This is a genomic window from Streptomyces sp. NPDC090077 (genome assembly GCF_044747545.1).
GTDB lineage: Bacteria > Actinomycetota > Actinomycetes > Streptomycetales > Streptomycetaceae > Streptomyces.
In genome coordinates this window covers 211,239-228,811 of the sequence record NZ_JBIVEG010000008.1, presented here as the reverse complement: position 1 = coordinate 228,811, position 17,573 = coordinate 211,239, and the positions used below count along the sequence as shown (strand labels likewise).

Below are 17,573 nucleotides of genomic sequence, written 5' to 3'. Positions count from 1 at the left end.
GAACCATCGAATATACGCGGAAGCACGCCCCGGACGTCAATTCGTCCGGGGCGTTTTTGTGATGTCGCTCCGGTCAGCGCACGTCGAAGCTGACGGAGGAGGCCTTGTCGTTCATCCCGTCGCCGACGTAGGCGTTGTAGCCGTAGTAGGTCTGGTGGGCGCCCCGGAAGTCGCTGTGCTCCCAGAGGGTGATCGGGCAGGTGATGCCCTGCGCGGAGCTCACCGTGTCGTTCCACCCCCACTTGGAGAGGGCGTTGAACTCCGGGTAGCGCCAGTTGCAGCCGACACTGCCGCGGAAGGTGAACTCGCTGCCGCCGGAGTTGGCGTCGCTCCATATCTTGCCGAGGTCCTTGTACTCGGCCGCGGCACCCAGCGAGGCGGCCTCCGCCTTGGTCGCGAAACAGCCGCCCTCGCCCGTGTCGATGACGAGGGCGCAGAACTTCGCGGGCTTCGGGGCCGGCGCCGGTGCGGCGACGGCGGGGGCGGCGACGGCGGCCAGCACGAGCGGGACCGCGGCGAGCGCGAGGACGGATCGGACGATGCGCATGGATGCTCCTCGAATATGCGGATGTGGCGCCCGGTTCACCGAAGGGACCTTTGGGAACTGAAGCGCGACACCACCCAACAACGCGGCATATCCACCCGTCCAGGACGCGCAGGTGCCCATGGCACGTTCCGTTCGGGCCCGCGCGCCGGGCGGGTGCGTGCGCGGCTGGCGTGATCACGGCGCCCGGAGCGGCTGCGGCGCCGGTCGCCGGACGGGACGCACGGGTCGCGCGGGCCCGGTGTGGCCGAAGGGCCGCCCTTGCCCCGGACGGGGCACACTGTCGCCGATTGTCCTGATATCGGTGGGTGGGGGCGCCCCCGGCACCCGTACGAGGCAGCCGGTTCGCGTCCTATGAGGTGATATGCAACTGATCTTCTAGCATGGCGTCCCTCCCGTCCCGGCGGTCGTCGCACACCGAGGAGTCGCATGTCCCCAGCAGCACACCGGTCCGGCGTCCTGGCCGCCGCGCTGGCTGCGGCCGTCTTCCTGTCCGCGCCGGCCGCCGCGGCCGCCCCGGCCCACGACGGGGCGGACGCCGACGCCGGGGTCACGGCAGCGGAAGCGGCCCTGATCGGCGAGGAGCACGCGCTGGCCCACGCCGAGCGGCGGCGCGCGGCCCGGGGCGCCGGCGGCTACCCGCAGGCCACCCGGACCGCGAGCCTGGCCGCGCTCGCCGCCTCGCAGGCGCGGGCCAACCGGGCCGTGCGCCCGGCGGAGTCGGGGAGGTTCACCGAGTTCTTCCCCTCCCCCGACTTCGGGGTCCACCTCGCCCAGCTGCCGACCGGCAAGGTGCTGCTCTTCTCCTTCGAACGGGTCGAGACCGACCCCACCAAGGAGACCGGCCCCACCGACCGCATCGGCCCCACCAACGCGGGCCGGGCCTTCCTCTGGGACCCCGCCAGGGGCACCGGGGCGCGGGCCTTCAAGGAGGTCCGGCCGCCGACGGTGCTGATGCCCGACGGCACGTACGTCCCGCGCCCCGCCCCGTTCTTCTGCGCCGGACACGCCTTCCTGCCCAACGGGATGCTCGCGGTCTTCGGCGGCAACACCGGCGGCAAGGGCGGCAGCGGCGCGAAGCTGTCCTTCGTCTTCGACCCGTGGACCGAGCACTGGTACCGCAACCGGGACATGTCGGTGGGCCGCTGGTACCCGTCCGCGGTCACCGGCGCCGACGGCCGCCAGATCGTCATGTCCGGCCAGTCCGAGCGCGGCACGGGCACCCCCACCCCGGTGGTGGAGCGCTTCCCGGCGAAGGGGCTGCCCGTGCCCTGGCGGCCGTTCGACATCCCGCTGGACGTCGCGGTCGACCGGTTCCGGGCCGACGCGCCCTTCCGCAACGACTACCCGCACCTGTTCTCGCTGCGCGACGGCATGATCTACGGCCTGGGCCGGGACGCCGACCAGCAGTGGCTCTTCGACCCGGTGAAGGAGACCCGCCGCGACCTCCCCCGGCGCCCGGCCGACTTCCGCGGCTACGGATCCGCCGTGCCGCTCCCCGCGGGGCTGCGCGGCCCGGACTCCGTGCTGGTGCTGGGCGGTGACCCGCACGACCCGAACACCTACCGGCTCTCGGGCGGCCGGTGGACCACCGAGCGGCCGCGGGCCTTCGGCCGCACCCAGGACGACACCCTGATCCTGCCGGACGCGACCCTGCTGACCGTCAACGGGGCGCTGAGCACCCGCGACTACGGCAACGGCCCCTTCAACCCGAAGGCCGACCTCAAGTACCGGCGGACGGAGCTGCGCGACGCCGCCGGACACTGGCGGCTGGGCCCGGCCCAGCGGCTTCCCCGGGGCTACCACTCCAACGCCCTGGTGATGCCCGACGGGCGGGTGATGGTGACCGGGGACGAGCTCCAGCAGATCGCCAACGACCCCGACATCGCGGACTCGATGGACGGCAGCATCGAGATCTACGAGCCCGCGTACCTGCACCGGGGCGGCACCCGGCCGGCCCTGGACCGCGTGCCCCGGGGCGAACTCGCCCACGGCGCCGCCTTCGAGGTGCACAGCTCCACCGCCGCCGCCGTCCGGCGGGCCGTGCTGCTGGCGCCGACCACGGTCACCCACGCGGTCAACACCAGCCAGCGGCACCTGGAGCTGGCCCTCACCGGGGTGCGCGGCGACACCGTCGGGCTGCGGACCCCGGCGACGGCGGCGGACGCCCCGCCCGGGTACTACATGCTGTTCCTGCTCGACGCGCGCGGGGTGCCCAGTAAGGCCGAGTGGGTGAAGCTCGGCCACCGCTGACGGTCCGGCCGGGGCACCCGTCCGGGCGCGTCGCCCGGATGGGTGTGCGGCGGGGCCCCCGGCACGACACGCCGCCGGGGGGCTCGTAGCGTCGTCAGCACCCGGCAGGACCGGGGCAGGGGGGTCTCCCGACGAGAGGCCGTACCGATGGGAAGCGACGTCTCCATAGCCGGCCTGCTCCGGATCCACCGGGGCAGCGCAGAGCCCGAGGAACTGGCCGCGATCACCGTGGTGGTCGCCTGCCTCGCCGGGCGGGCCGCGCAGGCCCCGCACCGGCCGGCCCGCGGCGCGCACCACCGCCCGCCCCCGCGGCCCGCGGGCCACGGATGCTGGGCGGGGTGCTGGGCCTGCCGCTGAGCGGGCCCGGTGCGCTCAGGAGCGGCGCAGCAGCCGCGTCATGGCGTCCGTGAGGACCGTGCGCGGGTCGGCCGCCGGTCCCTCGGAGCGCCAGGCCACGAACCCGTCGGGGCGGACGAGGACGGCGCCGTCGGCGGGCAGTTCGTGCAGCTGCGCCCAGTGCGGGGCGCCTTCCGGCTGGACCAGGTCGGCGTCCGGCCCGTGGCCGACGGTGTAGGCGTCCAGGTGCGCGCCGAGCTCCCGGGCGACCTGCCCGGCCGCCTCCTTCCAGGGCGTGTCCGGGCTGCTGAGCAGCACGAACGAGGTCTCGTACAGGTCGAGCGAGGAGATCCGCCGGCCGGCCTGGGCGAGCCACAGGTGCGGTGCCCTGGTGCCGACGTCGCCCTTCAGGCGCATCTCCTCCGGGATGACCGGCCGCGCCGGGTCGCCGCCGAGCACGGCGCCGGTCGGGTAGCAGTAGCCCATGGCCGTGGTGAGGACCCCGCTGCCGGGGCCGCCGCCCATGGTGGGCGGGGGCACGTACCCGGGGTGGCTGTGCTCGGCCGAACGGGCGGAGGCGCGCTCGCTGGTGGCGCGGGCGACGGGGAGGCGCTCCTCCTCGTAGCTGTCGAGCAGGCGGGGGCCGGCGGAGCCGTTCAGCACCGCGGCGATCTTCCAGGCGAGGTTGTGCGCGTCCTGGATGCCGGTGTTGGAGCCGAAGGCCCCAGTCGGGCACATCTCGTGGGCGGCGTCGCCCACCACGAAGACCCGGCCGACGGAGTACTGCTCGGCGACCCGTTCGGCGGCGTGCCAGGGGGCCTTGCCGCCGATCTCCACGTCGAGGTCCGGCAGGCCGATGGCCTCCCGGATCTGCGTGGCGCAGCGCTCCTCGGTGAAGTCCTCCAGGGTCTCGCCCGTCTCCGGGTGCCAGGGGGCGTGGAAGACCCACTGGGTCTCGTTGTCGACGGGCAGCAGCGCGCCGTCGGCGCCCGGCCGCATCAGGTAGCAGACGATGAAGCGCAGGTCGCCGAGGGCTTCGGCGAGGTGTTCCGACCGGAAGACGATGCTCACGTTGTGGAAGAGCTCGCCGTTGCCCGTCTGGCGGATGCCGAGGGCCTCACGGACGGGGCTGCGCGGGCCGTCGGCGGCGATCAGGAAGTCCGCGCGGACGGTGACGTGCTCGCCGGTCTCCCGGTCCTTGACCAGGGCGGTCACTCCCGTGGCGTCCTGGTCGAAGTTCATCAGTTCGGTGGCGAAGCGCACGTCGGCGCCCTGGGCGCGGCTGTGCGCGGCGAGGACCGGCTCGATGTTGTTCTGGCTGCACAGGCACCAGCCGGTCGGGCTGAAGCGGGCCAGCGCCCCGGAGGGGTCGACGGCCTTGATGAGCCACTTGTGCTCGCCGCCGACGAGGGCCTCGGTCTGCAGGATGCCCTGATTGGCCTCCAGCGCGGAGGCCTCCTCTCGGATGGCGGGTTCGACGCCCGCCGTCCGGAACAGTTCCATCGTGCGGGCGTTGATCCCCCGTCCGCGCGGGTGGACGGAGGTCCCGGCGTGCTTCTCGACCACCATGTGCCTGATGCCGTGACGGCTCAGGAACAGCGAGGTGGAGAGGCCTACGAGGGAACCGCCCACGACGAGGACCGGTACGCGGACATCGGCATGCTCTTCCATCGGCTGCGGACTCCTGTTTCGTGTGGGGGCCAGTGGACGCCTTATGCCCCCGATCAGGGTTCTTGCCCTGGCGAGTCGCCTCTTGTCACCCGCTTGATCCGGAGATGTCGCGATCCGTACCCGGCCGGATGACGATGAGCGACAGCGGCGGACCCACTTGGGCCACACCGTCCGCCGTTCCCCACCGCGCAGGCCCGCGGGGCCCGCCGGGCCCGCGCCACCGGCGGTCACCGCCGACGGGCACCGGGTCGCCCACGCGCCGGTCCCGGGTCCTCACGAAGGAGTGAGCAGATGACAACCACCCTGTCCGAACGGGTGTCTCAGTCCGCGTTCGACGGCTCCATGCTGCGGGTCGTCCTGCTGATGGACCTCCACGAGGGGGCCCAGCAGCGGTTCTTCGACGCCTACGAGCAGCTGCGCCACGACATCGCGTCGGTGCCGGGCCACCTCGGCGACCAGCTCTGCCAGTCCTTCGCCAACCCCTCCCAGTGGCTGATCACCAGCGAGTGGGAGAGCGCTCCGCAGTACCTCGCCTGGGTGAACAGCGAGGAGCACGTCGCGCAGGTGAAGCCGCTGGGCGCCTGTGCCCGCTCGATGCGGCCGCTGACCTTCACCGTCCTGCGCGAGACCGGCAAGCGCTACGAGGCCCCGGAGCGGGCGTCGGGCCGGCTCCAGGACGCGCCCCGGCTGGGCGAGGGAGTCGTCCGGCACGCGCTGACCTTCACGGTGAAGCCGGGCAGCGAGGAGAAGGTCGCGGAGATCCTCTCCTCGTACACCTCGCCGGCCGCCCGGGTCGACGACCACACCCGGCTGCTGCGCACCTCCCTCTTCATGCACGGCAACCGGGTGGTGCGCTGCGTGGAGGTGCAGGGCGACCTGACGGCGGCGCTGCGGCACGTGTCGGAGCAGCCCGAGGTGCGGGCCGTCGAGCACGCCATCAACCCCTATCTGGAGCAGGACCGGGACCTGTCCGACCCGGAGTCGGCGCGGATGTTCTTCATGCGCGCGGCCCTGCCGGCCGTCCACCACGTGGCGGCGCACGGCCCGCAGCCCGACCGGGTGGCGCGGCACGCGCTGTTCTACCCCGCGAAGCCGGGCTGCGGTCCGCTCGTCGCCCGCTTCCTGGCCCGCCAGGACGAGACGGCCGCGAAGGTCCCCACCTCCCCGGTGCTGAGCAGCAGCATCTTCCAGCGCGACGACGTGGTGGTGCGCCTCCTCGACGTCAGGGGACCGGCCGACGGCCGGTTCGCCGCGGGCTTCGGCATCGAGGGACCCCGCCGGGCGGCGGTGCTGAACCGCCTGCTGGCCGGGACGCCCGCCGCCGCGCCGGCCGCCCCCCACCCCATGGACCCGATCACCGACCGCCGGTCTCCGGCGCAGTCCTGATCCGGACGGGCCCGCCCCGGGCCCGGCCCGTGCAGCACCCCCGTCACCACCCGGCAGCCCACGCGCACGCCAAGGCTCCGATCCGCCAGGAGGAAGTCAGCATGACCAGACATCAGCCGCGCATCGTCGACCTCAGCGAGACCCAGCCCAACACCCGGCGCGGAGGGGACCTGCGTGCCGTGCTCACCCCGACCTCGGTGGGCTCGACGAGCGGGTTCATGGGCCTGGCGGTGATGGCCCCCGGCGAGTCGATCGCCGAGCACTACCATCCGTACTCCGAGGAGTTCGTGTACGTGGTCGCGGGGTCCCTGGAGGTCGACCTCGACGGCGAGACCCACCCGCTGCGCGTCGACCAGGGCCTGCTGGTCCCGCTGAACGTGCGCCACCGGTTCCGCAACACCGGCCGCACCGAGGCCCGGATGGTCTTCCACCTCGGCCCGCTCGCCCCGGACCCCAAGCTCGGGCACGTGGACACCGAGGAGGCGCCGAATCCGGACGGCACCGCATGGGCGGAGCGTCCGCCGGAGCGCTCCGGGGTGGTCTCGTGACGCGCCGGCGGGTGGCCGTCACCGGGGTGGGCGTCGTCGCCCCGGGCGGCATCGGCACCACCGCCTTCTGGGACCTGCTGTCCAACGGGCGTACGGCGACCCGTGGCATCACCCTCTTCGACCCGGCCGGGTTCCGCTCCCGGATAGCCGCCGAGGTCGACTTCGACCCCGGTGAGCACGGCTTCACCGGGGACGAGGCGGCCCGGGCCGACCGCTACATCCAGTTCGCCCTGGTCGCCGCCCGCGAGGCGATGGCCGACGCCGGGCTGGAGATCGACGGCGAGGGCGCCTGGCGCACGGGCGTCTCCCTCGGCACCGCGGTCGGCGGTACCACCCGGCTGGAGCACGACTACGTCGCGGTCAGCCAGCAGGGGGCGTGGTGGGACGTGGACCACCGCCTCTCCTCCCCCTTCCTGCACCGCGCGTTCACCCCCGCCACCCTCGCCTCGGCGGTGGCGGAGCAGACCGGGGCGCGCGGCCCCGTGCAGACCGTCTCCACCGGCTGCACGTCGGGGCTCGACGCCGTCGGGTACGCGGTGCACTCCATCCAGGAGGGCCGGATGGACGTGTGCTTCGCCGGCGCCTCGGACTCCCCCGTCTCCCCCATCACCGTGGCCTGCTTCGACGCCATCAAGGCGACCTCGGCGAACAACGACGACCCGGCGCACGCCTCCCGCCCCTTCGACGCCGACCGGGACGGCTTCGTCCTCGGCGAGGGCGGCGCGGTGCTGGTGCTGGAGGAGCTGGAGCACGCCCGGGCCCGCGGGGCGCACGTCTACTGCGAGGTCGGCGGCTACGCCACCTTCGGCAACGCCCACCACATGACCGGGCTGACCACCGAGGGCCTGGAGATGGCGCGGGCGATATCCACCGCCCTGGCCCAGGCCAGGACCGACGCGCGGGACCTCGACTACGTCAACGCGCACGGTTCCGGCACCAAGCAGAACGACCGCCACGAGACGGCGGCCGTCAAGCGGGTGCTCGGCGACCACGCCTACAAGACGCCGATGACCTCCATCAAGTCGATGGTGGGGCACTCCCTCGGCGCCATCGGGGCGATCGAACTCGCGGCCTGCGTGCTGGCCATGAAGCACCACGTGGTGCCGCCGACCGCGAACTACGAGACCCCCGACCCCGAATGCGACCTGGACTACGTGCCGCGCACCGCCCGCAGCCACACCCTGCGCAGCGTGCTGTCCGTCGGCAGCGGCTTCGGCGGGTTCCAGTCCGCCGTGGTCATGACCCAGCCCAAGGAGGTACGCGCGTGAACAGAGCCACCACCGGCACGCCGGTGGCCGTCACGGGCATCGGGGTCGTCGCGCCCAACGGGATCGGTGCCGCCGCCTTCTGGAAGGCGACCCAGGCGGGCGAGAGCGTCCTGGACCGGGTGACCCGGCAGGGGTGCGAGCACCTCCCGGTGCGCGTCGCCGGCCAGGTGCGGGGCTTCGAGCCCGGGGAGCTGGTCGAGGACCGGTTCCTCGTGCAGACCGACCGGTTCAGCCACTACGCGCTGGCCGCGGCGGACCTCGCCCTGGAGCACGCCCGGCTGGGCCGGGCGGACTACGAGGACGATCCGTACGCGGTGGGCGTCGTCACCGCGGCCGGGTCGGGCGGCGGCGAGTTCGGGCAGCGCGAGCTGCAACGGCTGTGGGGGCAGGGTCCCCGCTACGTCGGCCCGTACCAGTCGATCGCCTGGTTCTACGCGGCCAGCACCGGCCAGGTCTCCATCCGGCGCGGGTTCAAGGGCCCCTGCGGGGTGGTGGCGAGCGACGAGGCGGGCGGGCTGGACGCCTTCGCGCACGCCGCCCGCGGGATCCGTCAGGGCAGCCGGGCGATGCTGGTCGGCGCGACGGAGGCGCCGCTCGCCCCGTACTCGGTGGTCTGCCAGCTCGGGTACGAGGGGCTCAGCGCCGCCGAGGACCCGGAGCGCGCCTACCGGCCGTTCACGGCGAAGGCCTGCGGGTTCGTCCCGGCGGAGGGCGGCGCGATGTTCACCGTCGAGGACGCCGCGGCCGCCGAGCGGCGGGGCGCGCCGGTGCGGGCCCTGCTGGCCGGGCACGCCGCCACCTTCACCGGGCCGGGCAGGCCCGAGGAGTCGGGAGAGGGCCTGGCCCACGCGATCCGCGGCGCGCTGCGGGAGGCGGGGCTGGCTCCCGAGGAGGTGGACGTGGTCTTCGCCGACGCCCTGGGCACGCCCGAGGCGGACGCGGCGGAGGCGCGGGCGATCCGTGAGGCGCTCGGCGCGCACGGGGCGAAGGTGCCCGTGACCGCCCCCAAGACCGGTACCGGGCGGGCGTACTGCGCGGCCGGCACCCTCGACGCGGCCGCCGCCGTGCTGGCACTGGAGCACGGCGTCGTCCCTCCCACCCCGAACGTCTTCGACGTCTGCCACGACCTCGACGTGGTCACCGGCAGCGCCCGCGTCGCCCCCCTGCGGACCGCGCTCGTCCTGAGCCGGGGCCGGATGGGTTCGAACGCGGCCCTCGTCCTCCGCAAGGGGCCCGGATCCGGAACGCAGTGACCGGCACCCCGTTCGTCAGGGCCGGGCGCGGCCAAGGGCCCGGCCCCCGGTAGAAGGAAAGAGAGAAGGCACCATGTCCGACCGACTGACCCTGGAAGAGCTGGCGAAGCTGATGAAGACCGCCGGCATCACCGTCGACCCCACCGAGCTGGCGAGCCGCCCGGACTCCCGGTTCGACGACTACGGACTGGACTCGCTGGGCCTGCTCGGCATCGTCGGTGAGCTGGAGAACCGGCGGGGCCGCGCGCTGCCCACGGACGCGGACCGCTGCAAGAGCCCGCGCGAGTTCCTCGACCTCGTCAACAACAGCCTGATGACCGGAGCCTGACATGCCTGGACACACCGACAACGAGATCCTGGTCAAAGCGCCCGTCGACGTCGTGTGGGACGTGACGAACGACCTGCCCAACTGGCCGAAGCTGTTCAGCGAGTACGCCTCGATCGAGATCCTGGAGAAGGCCGGGAACACCACCCGGTTCCGGCTCGCCATGCACCCGGACGAGAACGGCGTGGTGTGGAGCTGGGTCTCGGAGCGGACGGTGGACCGGGAGGGCCTCACGGTGAAGGCCCGCCGGGTGGAGACCGGCCCGTTCGCGCACATGGACATCCACTGGGAGTACGGCGAGGTGCCGGGCGGGACCCGGATGCGGTGGGTCCAGGACTTCGCGATGAAGCCGGACGCGCCGATCGACGACGCGGGGATGACCGACCGCATCAACCTGAACTCCCGGATCCAGATGGAACTCATCCGGGACAAGATCGAGCAGCGGGGCGGCCGCAGGGCCCCGGCCGGCCGCCGCTGAGGGCCCCTCCCCCGCCCCCACCCAACGAAAGGCACACCTCCCGATGCACCAAGCCCTCATCGTGGCCCGTATGGCGCCCGGTTCGGCGCCCGACATCGCCGGTCTGTTCGCCGCCTCGGACGCGGGTGAGCTGCCCCACCTGGTCGGGGTCAGCCGCCGCAGTCTCTTCCAGTTCGGGGACGTGTACATGCACCTGATCGAGGCCGACCGGGACCCGGGTCCGGCGATCGCCCACGTCACCGGGCACCCGGAGTTCCGCGACCTGAGCGAGCGGCTCTCGGCCTTCGTCAGCCCCCACGACCCGAAGACGTGGCGGGGTCCGAAGGACGCGATGGCCCAGCGGTTCTACCTCTGGGAGCGGGACGCCGTCCGCTAGTCCGTACGGGTGCCCAAGCCGGCGCCGCACCTTCCGGGCGGCCTGGGCACCCTCGGCCGTGCTCTCCGGCCCGCTCCGCTTCACGGCTCGTGACGGGGGGAGTTCGGCGGGTAGTTTTTGAGTGAATAGCTGACTGAATTCCCGTCAACAAGGTTCCGCATCATATCTCGATTTGATAACGAGATCCCGGAAAAGGCCTGGACCTTTCACGCGCAACGCGCGTAACTCCCTTGTGCTTACAGCGAGTTGACAGTTCATCAAATCAGACATCAAGGTAACGGATAGATTTCTCGGGCCGGTCTCCCGTTTGTCCGAATTCTCCGAGCCGCTCATCTGGCAAGCTTCCGCGCACCCACTCTCCTGACATGGACTTGAGGTGCGCATGACAGCACGATCCACCGGCCGGCGCCGCAAGCCCGGCCACAAGCGCAAACCCCGGAAGCTGATACTCCTCACCGCCGCCGTGGCATCGGCGGCGGTGCTGGCGGGAGGCCTCGCGTACTCCCGCATGGGCGGCGACGCGGACGCGACGACGACCGCGCTGGCCGAGGCGCCCGCCGTGGCCGCCGAACCGGCGGCCGCACCGGCCCGGGACGCGGAACCGGCCCCCCTCGCGAAGACGCCCGCCAACGAGGGCGCGCGCGGCATGGTCTACGACGGGCTGGAGACGGCCCCGAAGGGCGACCGCTGCGTCGGCGTCTACCGCACGAAGGCGGGCCTGTGCACCCACGGGCCCGACGCTCCCCCCGGGGGCGTGGACATCAAGAAGGACGTCGAGCCCGTCGTCCGCACGAAGGCACCGGCGGCCGACCCCGCCTCCCCGGCCAGCGCCGACCCGGCGGCCGGCGAGGGCGGCGGGCGTCCTCAGGACGCGCCCGCCGCCGACGCCCGCAGCGCCGCGAGCGCCAAGGCCCCCGCCCCGCCCGCCTCGCCCGCCTCGGGCAGCCAGGCCGTCGCAGCCGGGCCCGCCGGACAGACCGTCCAGTGCGACGGCGACGGCACCACCGGCAACCGTGTCCAGGTCGTCTACGTGCACGGCCCCGGCCGCGACCGGTACGCCGAGTACGTGGCCTCGTTCCGCAAGTGGGCGGCCGACGCGGACCTCATCTACGCGGCGAGCGCCAAGGAGACCGGCGGCGTCCGGCACATCCGCTACGTCACGGCGGCCGACTGCACCCCCTCGGTGCTCAACATCGAGCTCCCCGACTCCGCGCTCTCCGAGTTCAGCGCCACCAACAACGCGCTGGCCGGCAAGGGCCTGGACCGCCGCGACCGCAAGTACATGATCTTCGCGGACACCCAGGTCTACTGCGGCATCGGCACCTTCAACGGCGACGAGCGGCCCGGCCAGAACAACCTGAGCAACTTCGGCCCCTCCTACGGGCGCACCGACTCCGGCTGCTGGGGCGGCCACACCGCCGCGCACGAACTCGGCCACAACCTGGGCGCGGTCAACAACAGCGCGCCCAACACGAGCCGGGGCGCGCACTGCACCGACGAGTGGGACGTCATGTGCTACTCGGACACCCCGTACTACCCGCAGATGCGCAACATCTGCACCAACAAGGCGTCCGAGAACATCCTGGACTGCAACCACGACGACTACTTCCACACCAGTCCGAAGGCCGGCAGCTACCTGGCCACGCACTGGAACATCGCCGACAACCAGTTCCTGATGAAGAACGCGGGCGGCGGCGGCACCAACCCGGACCCGAACCCGAACCCGTCGCCGACCGCGAAGCCCAGCCCCTCCCCCACCAAGAAGCCCTCGGGCGCCCCGGCGGTGACGGCGGGCCAGATCCAGGCCGACTCGGTGGTGCTGAGCTGGCCGAAGACCGAGGGTGCCGCCTGGTACCAGGTCCTGCTGAACGACAAGCACCTGACCTGGGTCCAGTCCACCTCCCTGCGCGTCTACAACCTGAAGCCCGGCACCGCGTACACGGCCGCCGTCTCGGTCCGCGACACCTCCGGCCGTGACAGCGGACCCGGCAGGGCCGCGTCCTTCCGCACGACCGACACGGGCGGCGGCGCCACCACCCCGGGCACCCGCTACGTGCTCGGCAACGGCAGCAGCGGCATGGCCGCCGAGCTGTGGGGCGGGCGCACCGCCGACGGGACCGTGCTCGTCGCGAACCGCAGCAACGGCTACGCGCAGCAGCAGTGGTACTTCGACGACGCGGGCAACGGGACGGTGCGGATCAAGTCCGCGGCCTCCGGCAAGTGCCTCCAGCCCGGCGGCGCCGCCGCCGCGGGCATGTGGGTCGCGCAGCAGCCCTGCGGCAACTCCGCCGCCCAGCAGTGGCGGGTGACCTCCCGCGACGGCGCGGTGACCATCACCGACCCGAGCGGCGGCTTCGCCCTGACGGTCAGCAACCGGCCCTACTACGGGACCTGGCTGCTCGACCTCCAGCGCGCGGACGGCCGTCCGGCGCAGGTCTGGACGGCCCGCAAGGCCGGCTGACCGACCCCTCGAACCGCGGGCGGCCGTACTCCCCTACGGCCGCCCGCCCCTCGTCTTCCCCTCCCGCACCTCCCCTCACCTGGAGCACCGTGCCGATGCGCCGACACCTCCCGCACCTCCCCGCCCTGGCACTCGCCGCACTCACCCTCCCCCTGCTGTGCCTCGTCCTGGTCATGGGCGCCGGGCCCGCCCAGGCCCACGGCGACACGCTGAAGGTGGTCATCACCGGCCAGCGGGACGGCCGCGTCACCGCCGACGTCACCTGGGAGAACGACGGTGACGCCGTCGAGGAGGCCGTGGCCGCCACCGTGAACGCCGTCAGCGCCGACGGGAGCCGCACCGAGGGCCCGTGGCGGCTGGCGCGCGACCCCGGCCGGGCCGCGGGGTGGGTCACGGCCGAGGCGCTGCCGCCCGGCACGTGGAAGGTGACCGTGGACGCGGGCTTCCCCTCGCTCGGACACGCGCACACCGAGATCGCGGTCCCCGCCGTGGACCCGGCCCCGTCGGCCCCGGCCCCCGCCGCGCCCGCCTCCCCGGCCGCTTCGGCCCCGGCGAGCCCCGCCGGCCCCGCCGGACCGCCCGCCGCCCCCGCCTCCCCGACGACCGCACCGTCCGGGGCTTCCGCCGGCTCCGGCGTCTCCGGGGGCTGGTGGACCACCGCCGGGGTGGCCGGGATCGCCCTCGCCGGCGCGGCGGCCGGCATCTTCCTGCGCCGCTCCCGTCGCTGACGGAGTGTCGCCCGCCCGGCCCGGCGGCGGGCGAGCATGGTGGTCCCCGGAACGGCTCGACGGCGTACACGACGACGCGGAACACGGCTGGGGACTGCTCATGAAGGCCACGGAGGTACTGGCGGACGGCTTCGGACGCATCCGGGAGGTGGTGCACGAGGCGGTCGAGGGGCTCACGGCCGAGCAGCTGAACGCGCGGCTCGACCCGGCGGCGAACTCGATCGCCTGGCTGGTCTGGCACCTGACCCGGGTCCAGGACGACCACGTGGCCGAGGTCGCGGGGCTGGAGCAAGTCTGGCGGACGGGCGGCTGGGCCGGCCGCTTCGCCCTGCCGCTGCCCGTCGAGGGCATCGGCTACGGGCACACCGCCGCCGAGGCCGGAAAGGTCCGCGCCGACTCCCCCGGGCTGCTGCTGGGCTACTACGACGCGGTCCACGAGCAGAGCCTGCGCTTCGTGCGCGGCCTGGCCGCCGCCGACCTGGAGCGGATCGTCGACGAGCGCTGGGACCCGCCGGTCACCCTGGGCGTGCGCCTCGTCAGCGTGCTGGCGGACGACCTCCAGCACGCGGGCCAGGCCGCCTACGTCCGGGGCGTCCTGGAGCGGACGTCCGGGTAGCTCAGGGGCCTTCCGCGCGGTAGGAGGCGGTGGCGTGGCCCATGTCGACGGCGAGGTCCAGGGACCGGCCGGCCGAGGGGTCGTCCAGGCCGTCCTGTACCTCGCAGCGTCCCGTCCCCGCCCGGCAGCCGACCCGGTACCGGGTGTCCGGGGGCAGGACGAGCTCCAGGCGGCCGGCCCCGGCGCGTGCGGTGACCTGTTCCGGCGGTGCCGCGAACCGGGCCTCCGCCCGGCCGGCCCCCGCCCGGATGTCGGCCTGCGGGACGGTGAGGCCGGTGGCCCGCAGGGTGCCGTCGCCCACCCGCGCCCGCAGGGGGCCGCGCAGGTCGGCCAGGACCAGCGTGCCCGGGCCCGTCTCGGCGTCCACCGTCGCGGCCATGCCGCTGACGCTGATCCGGCCGGTGCCTCCGGACACCTTCAGCGGAACCCCGGCAGGCACGGTCACCGCCAGCCGCACGGAGCAGCCGAGCCCGGCGGCGGCGGTGACGGAGCCGCCCGGGCAGTGCGGGGTGAGCCGGAGGGTGTCGCCGAGCCAGCTCTCCTCGACCTCGGGCTCCTCCAACGACCAGGTGAGGTCGGCCCGGTAGCCGACCCGCCCGTCGCCGCGCGGGGTGACGGCCACGTCGGCGGAGCCCGCGACCACCTCCACGGCGGTGACCGGCCGGCCGCCGCTGCCCCCGACGGCCGTGCCCGTGCGCACGCCGGCACCGCTGCCCACCTGCCAGGCGGCCGCCGCCACCACCAGGGCGGCGCTGAGCGCGGCGGCGGTGTACCAGGCGAGGCGCGGTCCACCGCCCGCCGGGGCGGGACCGGTCACGGAGTGCCGTCCAGGAAGCGCAGTACGGCCAGGACCCTGCGGTGGGCCTCGGCGGCCGGGGGCAGGTCGAGCTTGGCGAAGATGTTGTTGATGTGCTTGGCGACCGCGCTCTCGCTGACGACGAGTCCGGCGGCGATGGCCGCGTTGGAGCGGCCCTCTGCCATGAGGGCGAGGACCTCGCGTTCGCGCGGGGTGAGCCGCTCCAGCGGGTCGGGCCCACCGCGGCGCAGCAGCAGCTGGGCGACGACCTGCGGGTCGAGGGCCGTGCCGCCGGCCGCGACGCGGCGCAGGGCGTCGACGAACTCCTCGACGTCGGCGACGCGCTGCTTGAGCAGGTAGCCGATGCCCGCACCGCTGCGGGAGGCCAGCAGGTCGGCGGCGTAGCGCTCCTCCACGTACTGGGAGAGCAGCAGTACGGCGGTCCCCGGGTACTGACTGCGGATCATGAGGGCGGCCCGGACGCCCTCGTCGGTGAATCCGGGCGGCATCCGGACGTCCACGAGGGCGAGGTCGGGGCGGTGCTCCTCGACGGCGGCCAGCAGGGCTTCGGCGTCGCCGGTCTCGGCGGCCACCTCGAATCCGGCCATTTCCAGGACTTTGACAAGACCTATGCGCAGCAGGACGGAGTCCTCGGCGATCACAGCCCGCACGGCAGCTCCACGGTGACGGTGGTCGGGCCCCCGAGGGGGCTGTTGATCAGAATCGTTCCGTCGACCGACCCTACGCGCTTGCGCAGGCCGGTCAGTCCGGTGCCGCCCGCCGGATCGGCGCCGCCGATCCCGTCGTCGGTGACGACGACGCGCAGCAGGTCGCCCCGGCGGCGGTCCGCGGCGCGGACGACCCGGACCGAACAGCGTGTCGCGCGGGCGTGTTTGGCCACGTTGGCGAGGGCCTCGGAGACGACGAAGTAGGCGACGGCCTCGACGGTGGGGCCGGGCCGCTCGGCGAGGTCCACGGTGAGTTCGACGGGGAGCGGGGCGCGGGCGGCGATCCCGGAGAGCGCGGCGTCCAGGCCGCGGTCCTCCAGGACGGCGGGGTGCAGTCCCCGTACCAGGTTGCCGAGTTCCTCGATGGCCTCCTTGGCCTCGCGGTGGGCCTCGTCGATGACGGCCCTGGCCTCGGGCGGCAGGTCGGTGAGGGTGGCGCGGGCGATGCCGAGGTTCATGGCGAGGGAGACCAGGCGCTGCTGGGCGCCGTCGTGGAGGTCGCGTTCGATGCGGCGGCGTTCGAGGTCGGCGGCGTCCAGGACGCCGGCCCGGCTCTCGGCGAGGTCCTCGACGCGGCGTTCGAGTTCGCGGGCCCGGTTGGGGCCGAGGAGGGCGGCCGCGGCGGTGGCGTCGAGCCGGGTGAGGGCCGCGGCCAGCCAGGGGGCGGCGAGCAGGGCGAGTACGCCGAGGACGGTGACGGCGTCGTACCGGGCCGTCCAGCCCGGGGAGGGCACGGTGCCGTCGGAGGGGAGCATCCAGGACCAGCCGTAGACCGAGGCCGCGGCGGCGCCGCCGGCCCAGGTGAGGACGAGGACGACCGCTCCGGCGGCGGCGAGCGGGCTGACGAGGAGGTGGTAGCCGTACTGGCGCCAGGTCGCCTCGGAGCGCAGCCGCTCGGCGAGTCCGCGTACGGTCGCCCAGCGGTGTTCGCGGACGACGGGCGGTACGTCCAGGCCGAGCAGCGTCCGGAAGCGGCTCCGTTGGAGGAGCGTCAGCAGCGGGCGGAGCGCGAGGACGAGGAGCAGCGGGAGCGCGCTGTGGCCGGGGAGGGCGACGAGGGCGGCCGCGCCGAGGACGAGGGGCAGGGCGGGCGGTATCGCGGCGGTGCTGAAGGCCGTGTTCCGCCAGGCCCACGCCGACCAGGGGGTGCGCGACGCGATCCAGGTGTACGCACGCCCCAGCGCGCCCCGAGTTGCCATGTCCACAACGGTAGTCGGAGTGATCACGGGGCCACGACCACCCTGGCACCCGGCCGGGGGTGTACCTGGCACCACCCCCGTTCGGGACGGTGGGGCTACTGATCTTCGCCGTACGGGCCAGCAGGGTTGTGGTGTGCCCGGCGGACGGACCGCCGGAACGGAGGGAGACCCGCAGCCATGGCCGTCATCGCCCCGCAGTTCCAGGCCCGTCCCCGTTCCGGGGGAGTCCGCGGACGTGCGCCCCGGCTCGCGGCGGTGCTGACGGGGGCCGGGCTGGCGCTGCTGCCGTGGATGGCGGTGCTGGCGCGGACGCTGCCGCAGACGGCGGAGGTGTCCCACTGGGCCACCGCCTGGGTCGGGTTCGACGCGCTGCTGGCCGCCGGTCTGACCGGGACGGGGGTGCTGCTGCGCAAGGGGGATCCGCGGGTGCCGGGGGTGGCGGGCGCGACGGCCGCGCTGCTGGTCGCGGACGCCTGGCTCGACGTCACCACGTCGGCGGGCACGGCCGGGCAGGGCGCGGCGGTGCTGATGGCGCTGGCCGCGGAGCTGCCGCTGGCGGTGGCCTGCGCGGTGGTGGCCGCGCGGCGCACCGCCTGACGGCGGCGGG

At 74.1% G+C, this 17,573-nt stretch carries 18 protein-coding genes; 13 read left to right on the top strand and 5 right to left on the bottom strand.

All coding sequences use genetic code 11. The features are described from left to right. Positions 1-73: 73 nt before the first annotated feature. Entirely contained in the window at positions 74-547 is a 474-nt protein-coding gene (locus ACIPW5_RS16630) for a hypothetical protein (RefSeq protein WP_401245239.1), read from the bottom strand. A 426-nt stretch (positions 548-973) separates the two neighbouring features. Between ACIPW5_RS16630 and ACIPW5_RS16625 the strand changes: the two genes are divergently transcribed. Together ACIPW5_RS16625 and ACIPW5_RS16620 are read left to right on the top strand one after the other, a co-directional pair. After that, positions 974-2,797, top strand: a complete 1,824-nt coding sequence (locus ACIPW5_RS16625; protein WP_401245237.1) for a galactose oxidase-like domain-containing protein — start codon at positions 974-976, stop codon at positions 2,795-2,797. A 147-nt stretch (positions 2,798-2,944) separates the two neighbouring features. Next, positions 2,945-3,154, top strand: a complete 210-nt coding sequence (locus tag ACIPW5_RS16620; RefSeq protein WP_401245236.1) for an acyl-CoA carboxylase subunit epsilon — start codon at positions 2,945-2,947, stop codon at positions 3,152-3,154. Between the two features lie 15 nt (positions 3,155-3,169). On the opposite strand, the gene ACIPW5_RS16615 is transcribed toward ACIPW5_RS16620, so the two are convergent. After that, the gene (locus ACIPW5_RS16615) at positions 3,170-4,804 is read right to left on the bottom strand and encodes an FAD-dependent oxidoreductase (RefSeq protein WP_401245234.1); all 1,635 of its coding nucleotides are present in this window, start codon (positions 4,802-4,804) and stop codon (positions 3,170-3,172) included. A 291-nt stretch (positions 4,805-5,095) separates the two neighbouring features. On the opposite strand from ACIPW5_RS16615, the gene ACIPW5_RS16610 reads away from it, so the two are divergent. The 10 genes from ACIPW5_RS16610 to ACIPW5_RS16565 all read left to right on the top strand — a co-directional run bounded on the left by ACIPW5_RS16610 (position 5,096) and on the right by ACIPW5_RS16565 (position 14,243). Further along, positions 5,096-6,190: a SchA/CurD-like domain-containing protein gene (locus tag ACIPW5_RS16610; protein ID WP_401245232.1), complete on the top strand. Its 1,095-nt coding sequence runs from the start codon at positions 5,096-5,098 to the stop codon at positions 6,188-6,190. 101 nt (positions 6,191-6,291) lie between these two features. Then, positions 6,292-6,738: a cupin domain-containing protein gene (locus ACIPW5_RS16605; protein WP_401245230.1), complete on the top strand. Its 447-nt coding sequence runs from the start codon at positions 6,292-6,294 to the stop codon at positions 6,736-6,738. Continuing rightward, a complete protein-coding gene (locus ACIPW5_RS16600; RefSeq protein WP_401245228.1) occupies positions 6,735-8,006 on the top strand; it encodes a beta-ketoacyl-[acyl-carrier-protein] synthase family protein in 1,272 nt (423 codons plus the stop codon). The genes ACIPW5_RS16605 and ACIPW5_RS16600 overlap by 4 nt, the downstream gene beginning before the upstream one ends. Beyond that, on the top strand, positions 8,003-9,259 hold the full coding sequence (locus ACIPW5_RS16595) for a beta-ketoacyl synthase N-terminal-like domain-containing protein (protein WP_401245226.1): 1,257 nt from the start codon (positions 8,003-8,005) through the stop codon (positions 9,257-9,259). Before ACIPW5_RS16600 ends, ACIPW5_RS16595 begins: the two co-directional genes overlap by 4 nt. A gap of 73 nt (positions 9,260-9,332) precedes the next feature. Next, a complete protein-coding gene (locus ACIPW5_RS16590) occupies positions 9,333-9,587 on the top strand; it encodes an acyl carrier protein (RefSeq protein WP_401245224.1) in 255 nt (84 codons plus the stop codon). A 1-nt stretch (position 9,588) separates the two neighbouring features. Continuing rightward, entirely contained in the window at positions 9,589-10,062 is a 474-nt protein-coding gene (locus ACIPW5_RS16585; protein WP_401245222.1) for an SRPBCC family protein, read from the top strand. Positions 10,063-10,105: 43 nt separating this feature from the next. Further along, positions 10,106-10,438 carry a TcmI family type II polyketide cyclase gene (locus tag ACIPW5_RS16580; protein WP_401245220.1) on the top strand — a complete coding sequence of 111 codons (333 nt, stop codon included), beginning with the start codon at positions 10,106-10,108 and terminating at the stop codon, positions 10,436-10,438. A gap of 382 nt (positions 10,439-10,820) precedes the next feature. Beyond that, positions 10,821-12,899, top strand: coding sequence for an RICIN domain-containing protein (locus ACIPW5_RS16575; protein ID WP_401245218.1), 2,079 nt, complete (start codon positions 10,821-10,823; stop codon positions 12,897-12,899). A 95-nt stretch (positions 12,900-12,994) separates the two neighbouring features. Further along, positions 12,995-13,627: a hypothetical protein gene (locus ACIPW5_RS16570; RefSeq protein ID WP_401245216.1), complete on the top strand. Its 633-nt coding sequence runs from the start codon at positions 12,995-12,997 to the stop codon at positions 13,625-13,627. Between the two features lie 100 nt (positions 13,628-13,727). After that, positions 13,728-14,243, top strand: a complete 516-nt coding sequence (locus ACIPW5_RS16565; RefSeq protein ID WP_401245214.1) for a DUF664 domain-containing protein — start codon at positions 13,728-13,730, stop codon at positions 14,241-14,243. A gap of 1 nt (position 14,244) precedes the next feature. Here ACIPW5_RS16565 and ACIPW5_RS16560 read toward each other — a convergent pair whose 3' ends face one another. From ACIPW5_RS16560 to ACIPW5_RS16550, 3 genes are read right to left on the bottom strand one after another with little or no spacing between them, the layout of a single operon-like run. Then, a complete protein-coding gene (locus ACIPW5_RS16560; protein ID WP_401245212.1) occupies positions 14,245-15,060 on the bottom strand; it encodes a hypothetical protein in 816 nt (271 codons plus the stop codon). Further along, the gene (locus ACIPW5_RS16555) at positions 15,057-15,710 is read right to left on the bottom strand and encodes a response regulator (RefSeq protein WP_401245210.1); all 654 of its coding nucleotides are present in this window, start codon (positions 15,708-15,710) and stop codon (positions 15,057-15,059) included. Before ACIPW5_RS16555 ends, ACIPW5_RS16560 begins: the two co-directional genes overlap by 4 nt. Then, a complete protein-coding gene (locus tag ACIPW5_RS16550; RefSeq protein WP_401245370.1) occupies positions 15,698-17,164 on the bottom strand; it encodes a histidine kinase in 1,467 nt (488 codons plus the stop codon). Before ACIPW5_RS16550 ends, ACIPW5_RS16555 begins: the two co-directional genes overlap by 13 nt. Between ACIPW5_RS16550 and ACIPW5_RS16545 the strand changes: the two genes are divergently transcribed. Beyond that, a complete protein-coding gene (locus tag ACIPW5_RS16545; protein ID WP_401245208.1) occupies positions 17,144-17,563 on the top strand; it encodes an LPXTG cell wall anchor domain-containing protein in 420 nt (139 codons plus the stop codon). The two genes, ACIPW5_RS16550 and ACIPW5_RS16545, sit on opposite strands and share 21 nt — an antisense overlap. Positions 17,564-17,573 lie beyond the last annotated feature (10 nt).

Bases quoted from the DNA above. Each gene is read 5' to 3' on its own strand.
- ACIPW5_RS16630 (WP_401245239.1), bottom strand. From the start codon at position 547: ATGCGCATCGTCCGATCCGTCCTCGCGCTCGCCGCGGTCCCGCTCGTG.
- ACIPW5_RS16625 (WP_401245237.1), top strand. From the start codon at position 974: ATGTCCCCAGCAGCACACCGGTCCGGCGTCCTGGCCGCCGCGCTGGCT.
- ACIPW5_RS16620 (WP_401245236.1), top strand. From the start codon at position 2,945: ATGGGAAGCGACGTCTCCATAGCCGGCCTGCTCCGGATCCACCGGGGC.
- ACIPW5_RS16615 (WP_401245234.1), bottom strand. From the start codon at position 4,804: ATGGAAGAGCATGCCGATGTCCGCGTACCGGTCCTCGTCGTGGGCGGT.
- ACIPW5_RS16610 (WP_401245232.1), top strand. From the start codon at position 5,096: ATGACAACCACCCTGTCCGAACGGGTGTCTCAGTCCGCGTTCGACGGC.
- ACIPW5_RS16605 (WP_401245230.1), top strand. From the start codon at position 6,292: ATGACCAGACATCAGCCGCGCATCGTCGACCTCAGCGAGACCCAGCCC.
- ACIPW5_RS16590 (WP_401245224.1), top strand. From the start codon at position 9,333: ATGTCCGACCGACTGACCCTGGAAGAGCTGGCGAAGCTGATGAAGACC.
- ACIPW5_RS16585 (WP_401245222.1), top strand. From the start codon at position 9,589: ATGCCTGGACACACCGACAACGAGATCCTGGTCAAAGCGCCCGTCGAC.
- ACIPW5_RS16580 (WP_401245220.1), top strand. From the start codon at position 10,106: ATGCACCAAGCCCTCATCGTGGCCCGTATGGCGCCCGGTTCGGCGCCC.
- ACIPW5_RS16575 (WP_401245218.1), top strand. From the start codon at position 10,821: ATGACAGCACGATCCACCGGCCGGCGCCGCAAGCCCGGCCACAAGCGC.
- ACIPW5_RS16570 (WP_401245216.1), top strand. From the start codon at position 12,995: ATGCGCCGACACCTCCCGCACCTCCCCGCCCTGGCACTCGCCGCACTC.
- ACIPW5_RS16565 (WP_401245214.1), top strand. From the start codon at position 13,728: ATGAAGGCCACGGAGGTACTGGCGGACGGCTTCGGACGCATCCGGGAG.
- ACIPW5_RS16545 (WP_401245208.1), top strand. From the start codon at position 17,144: ATGGCCGTCATCGCCCCGCAGTTCCAGGCCCGTCCCCGTTCCGGGGGA.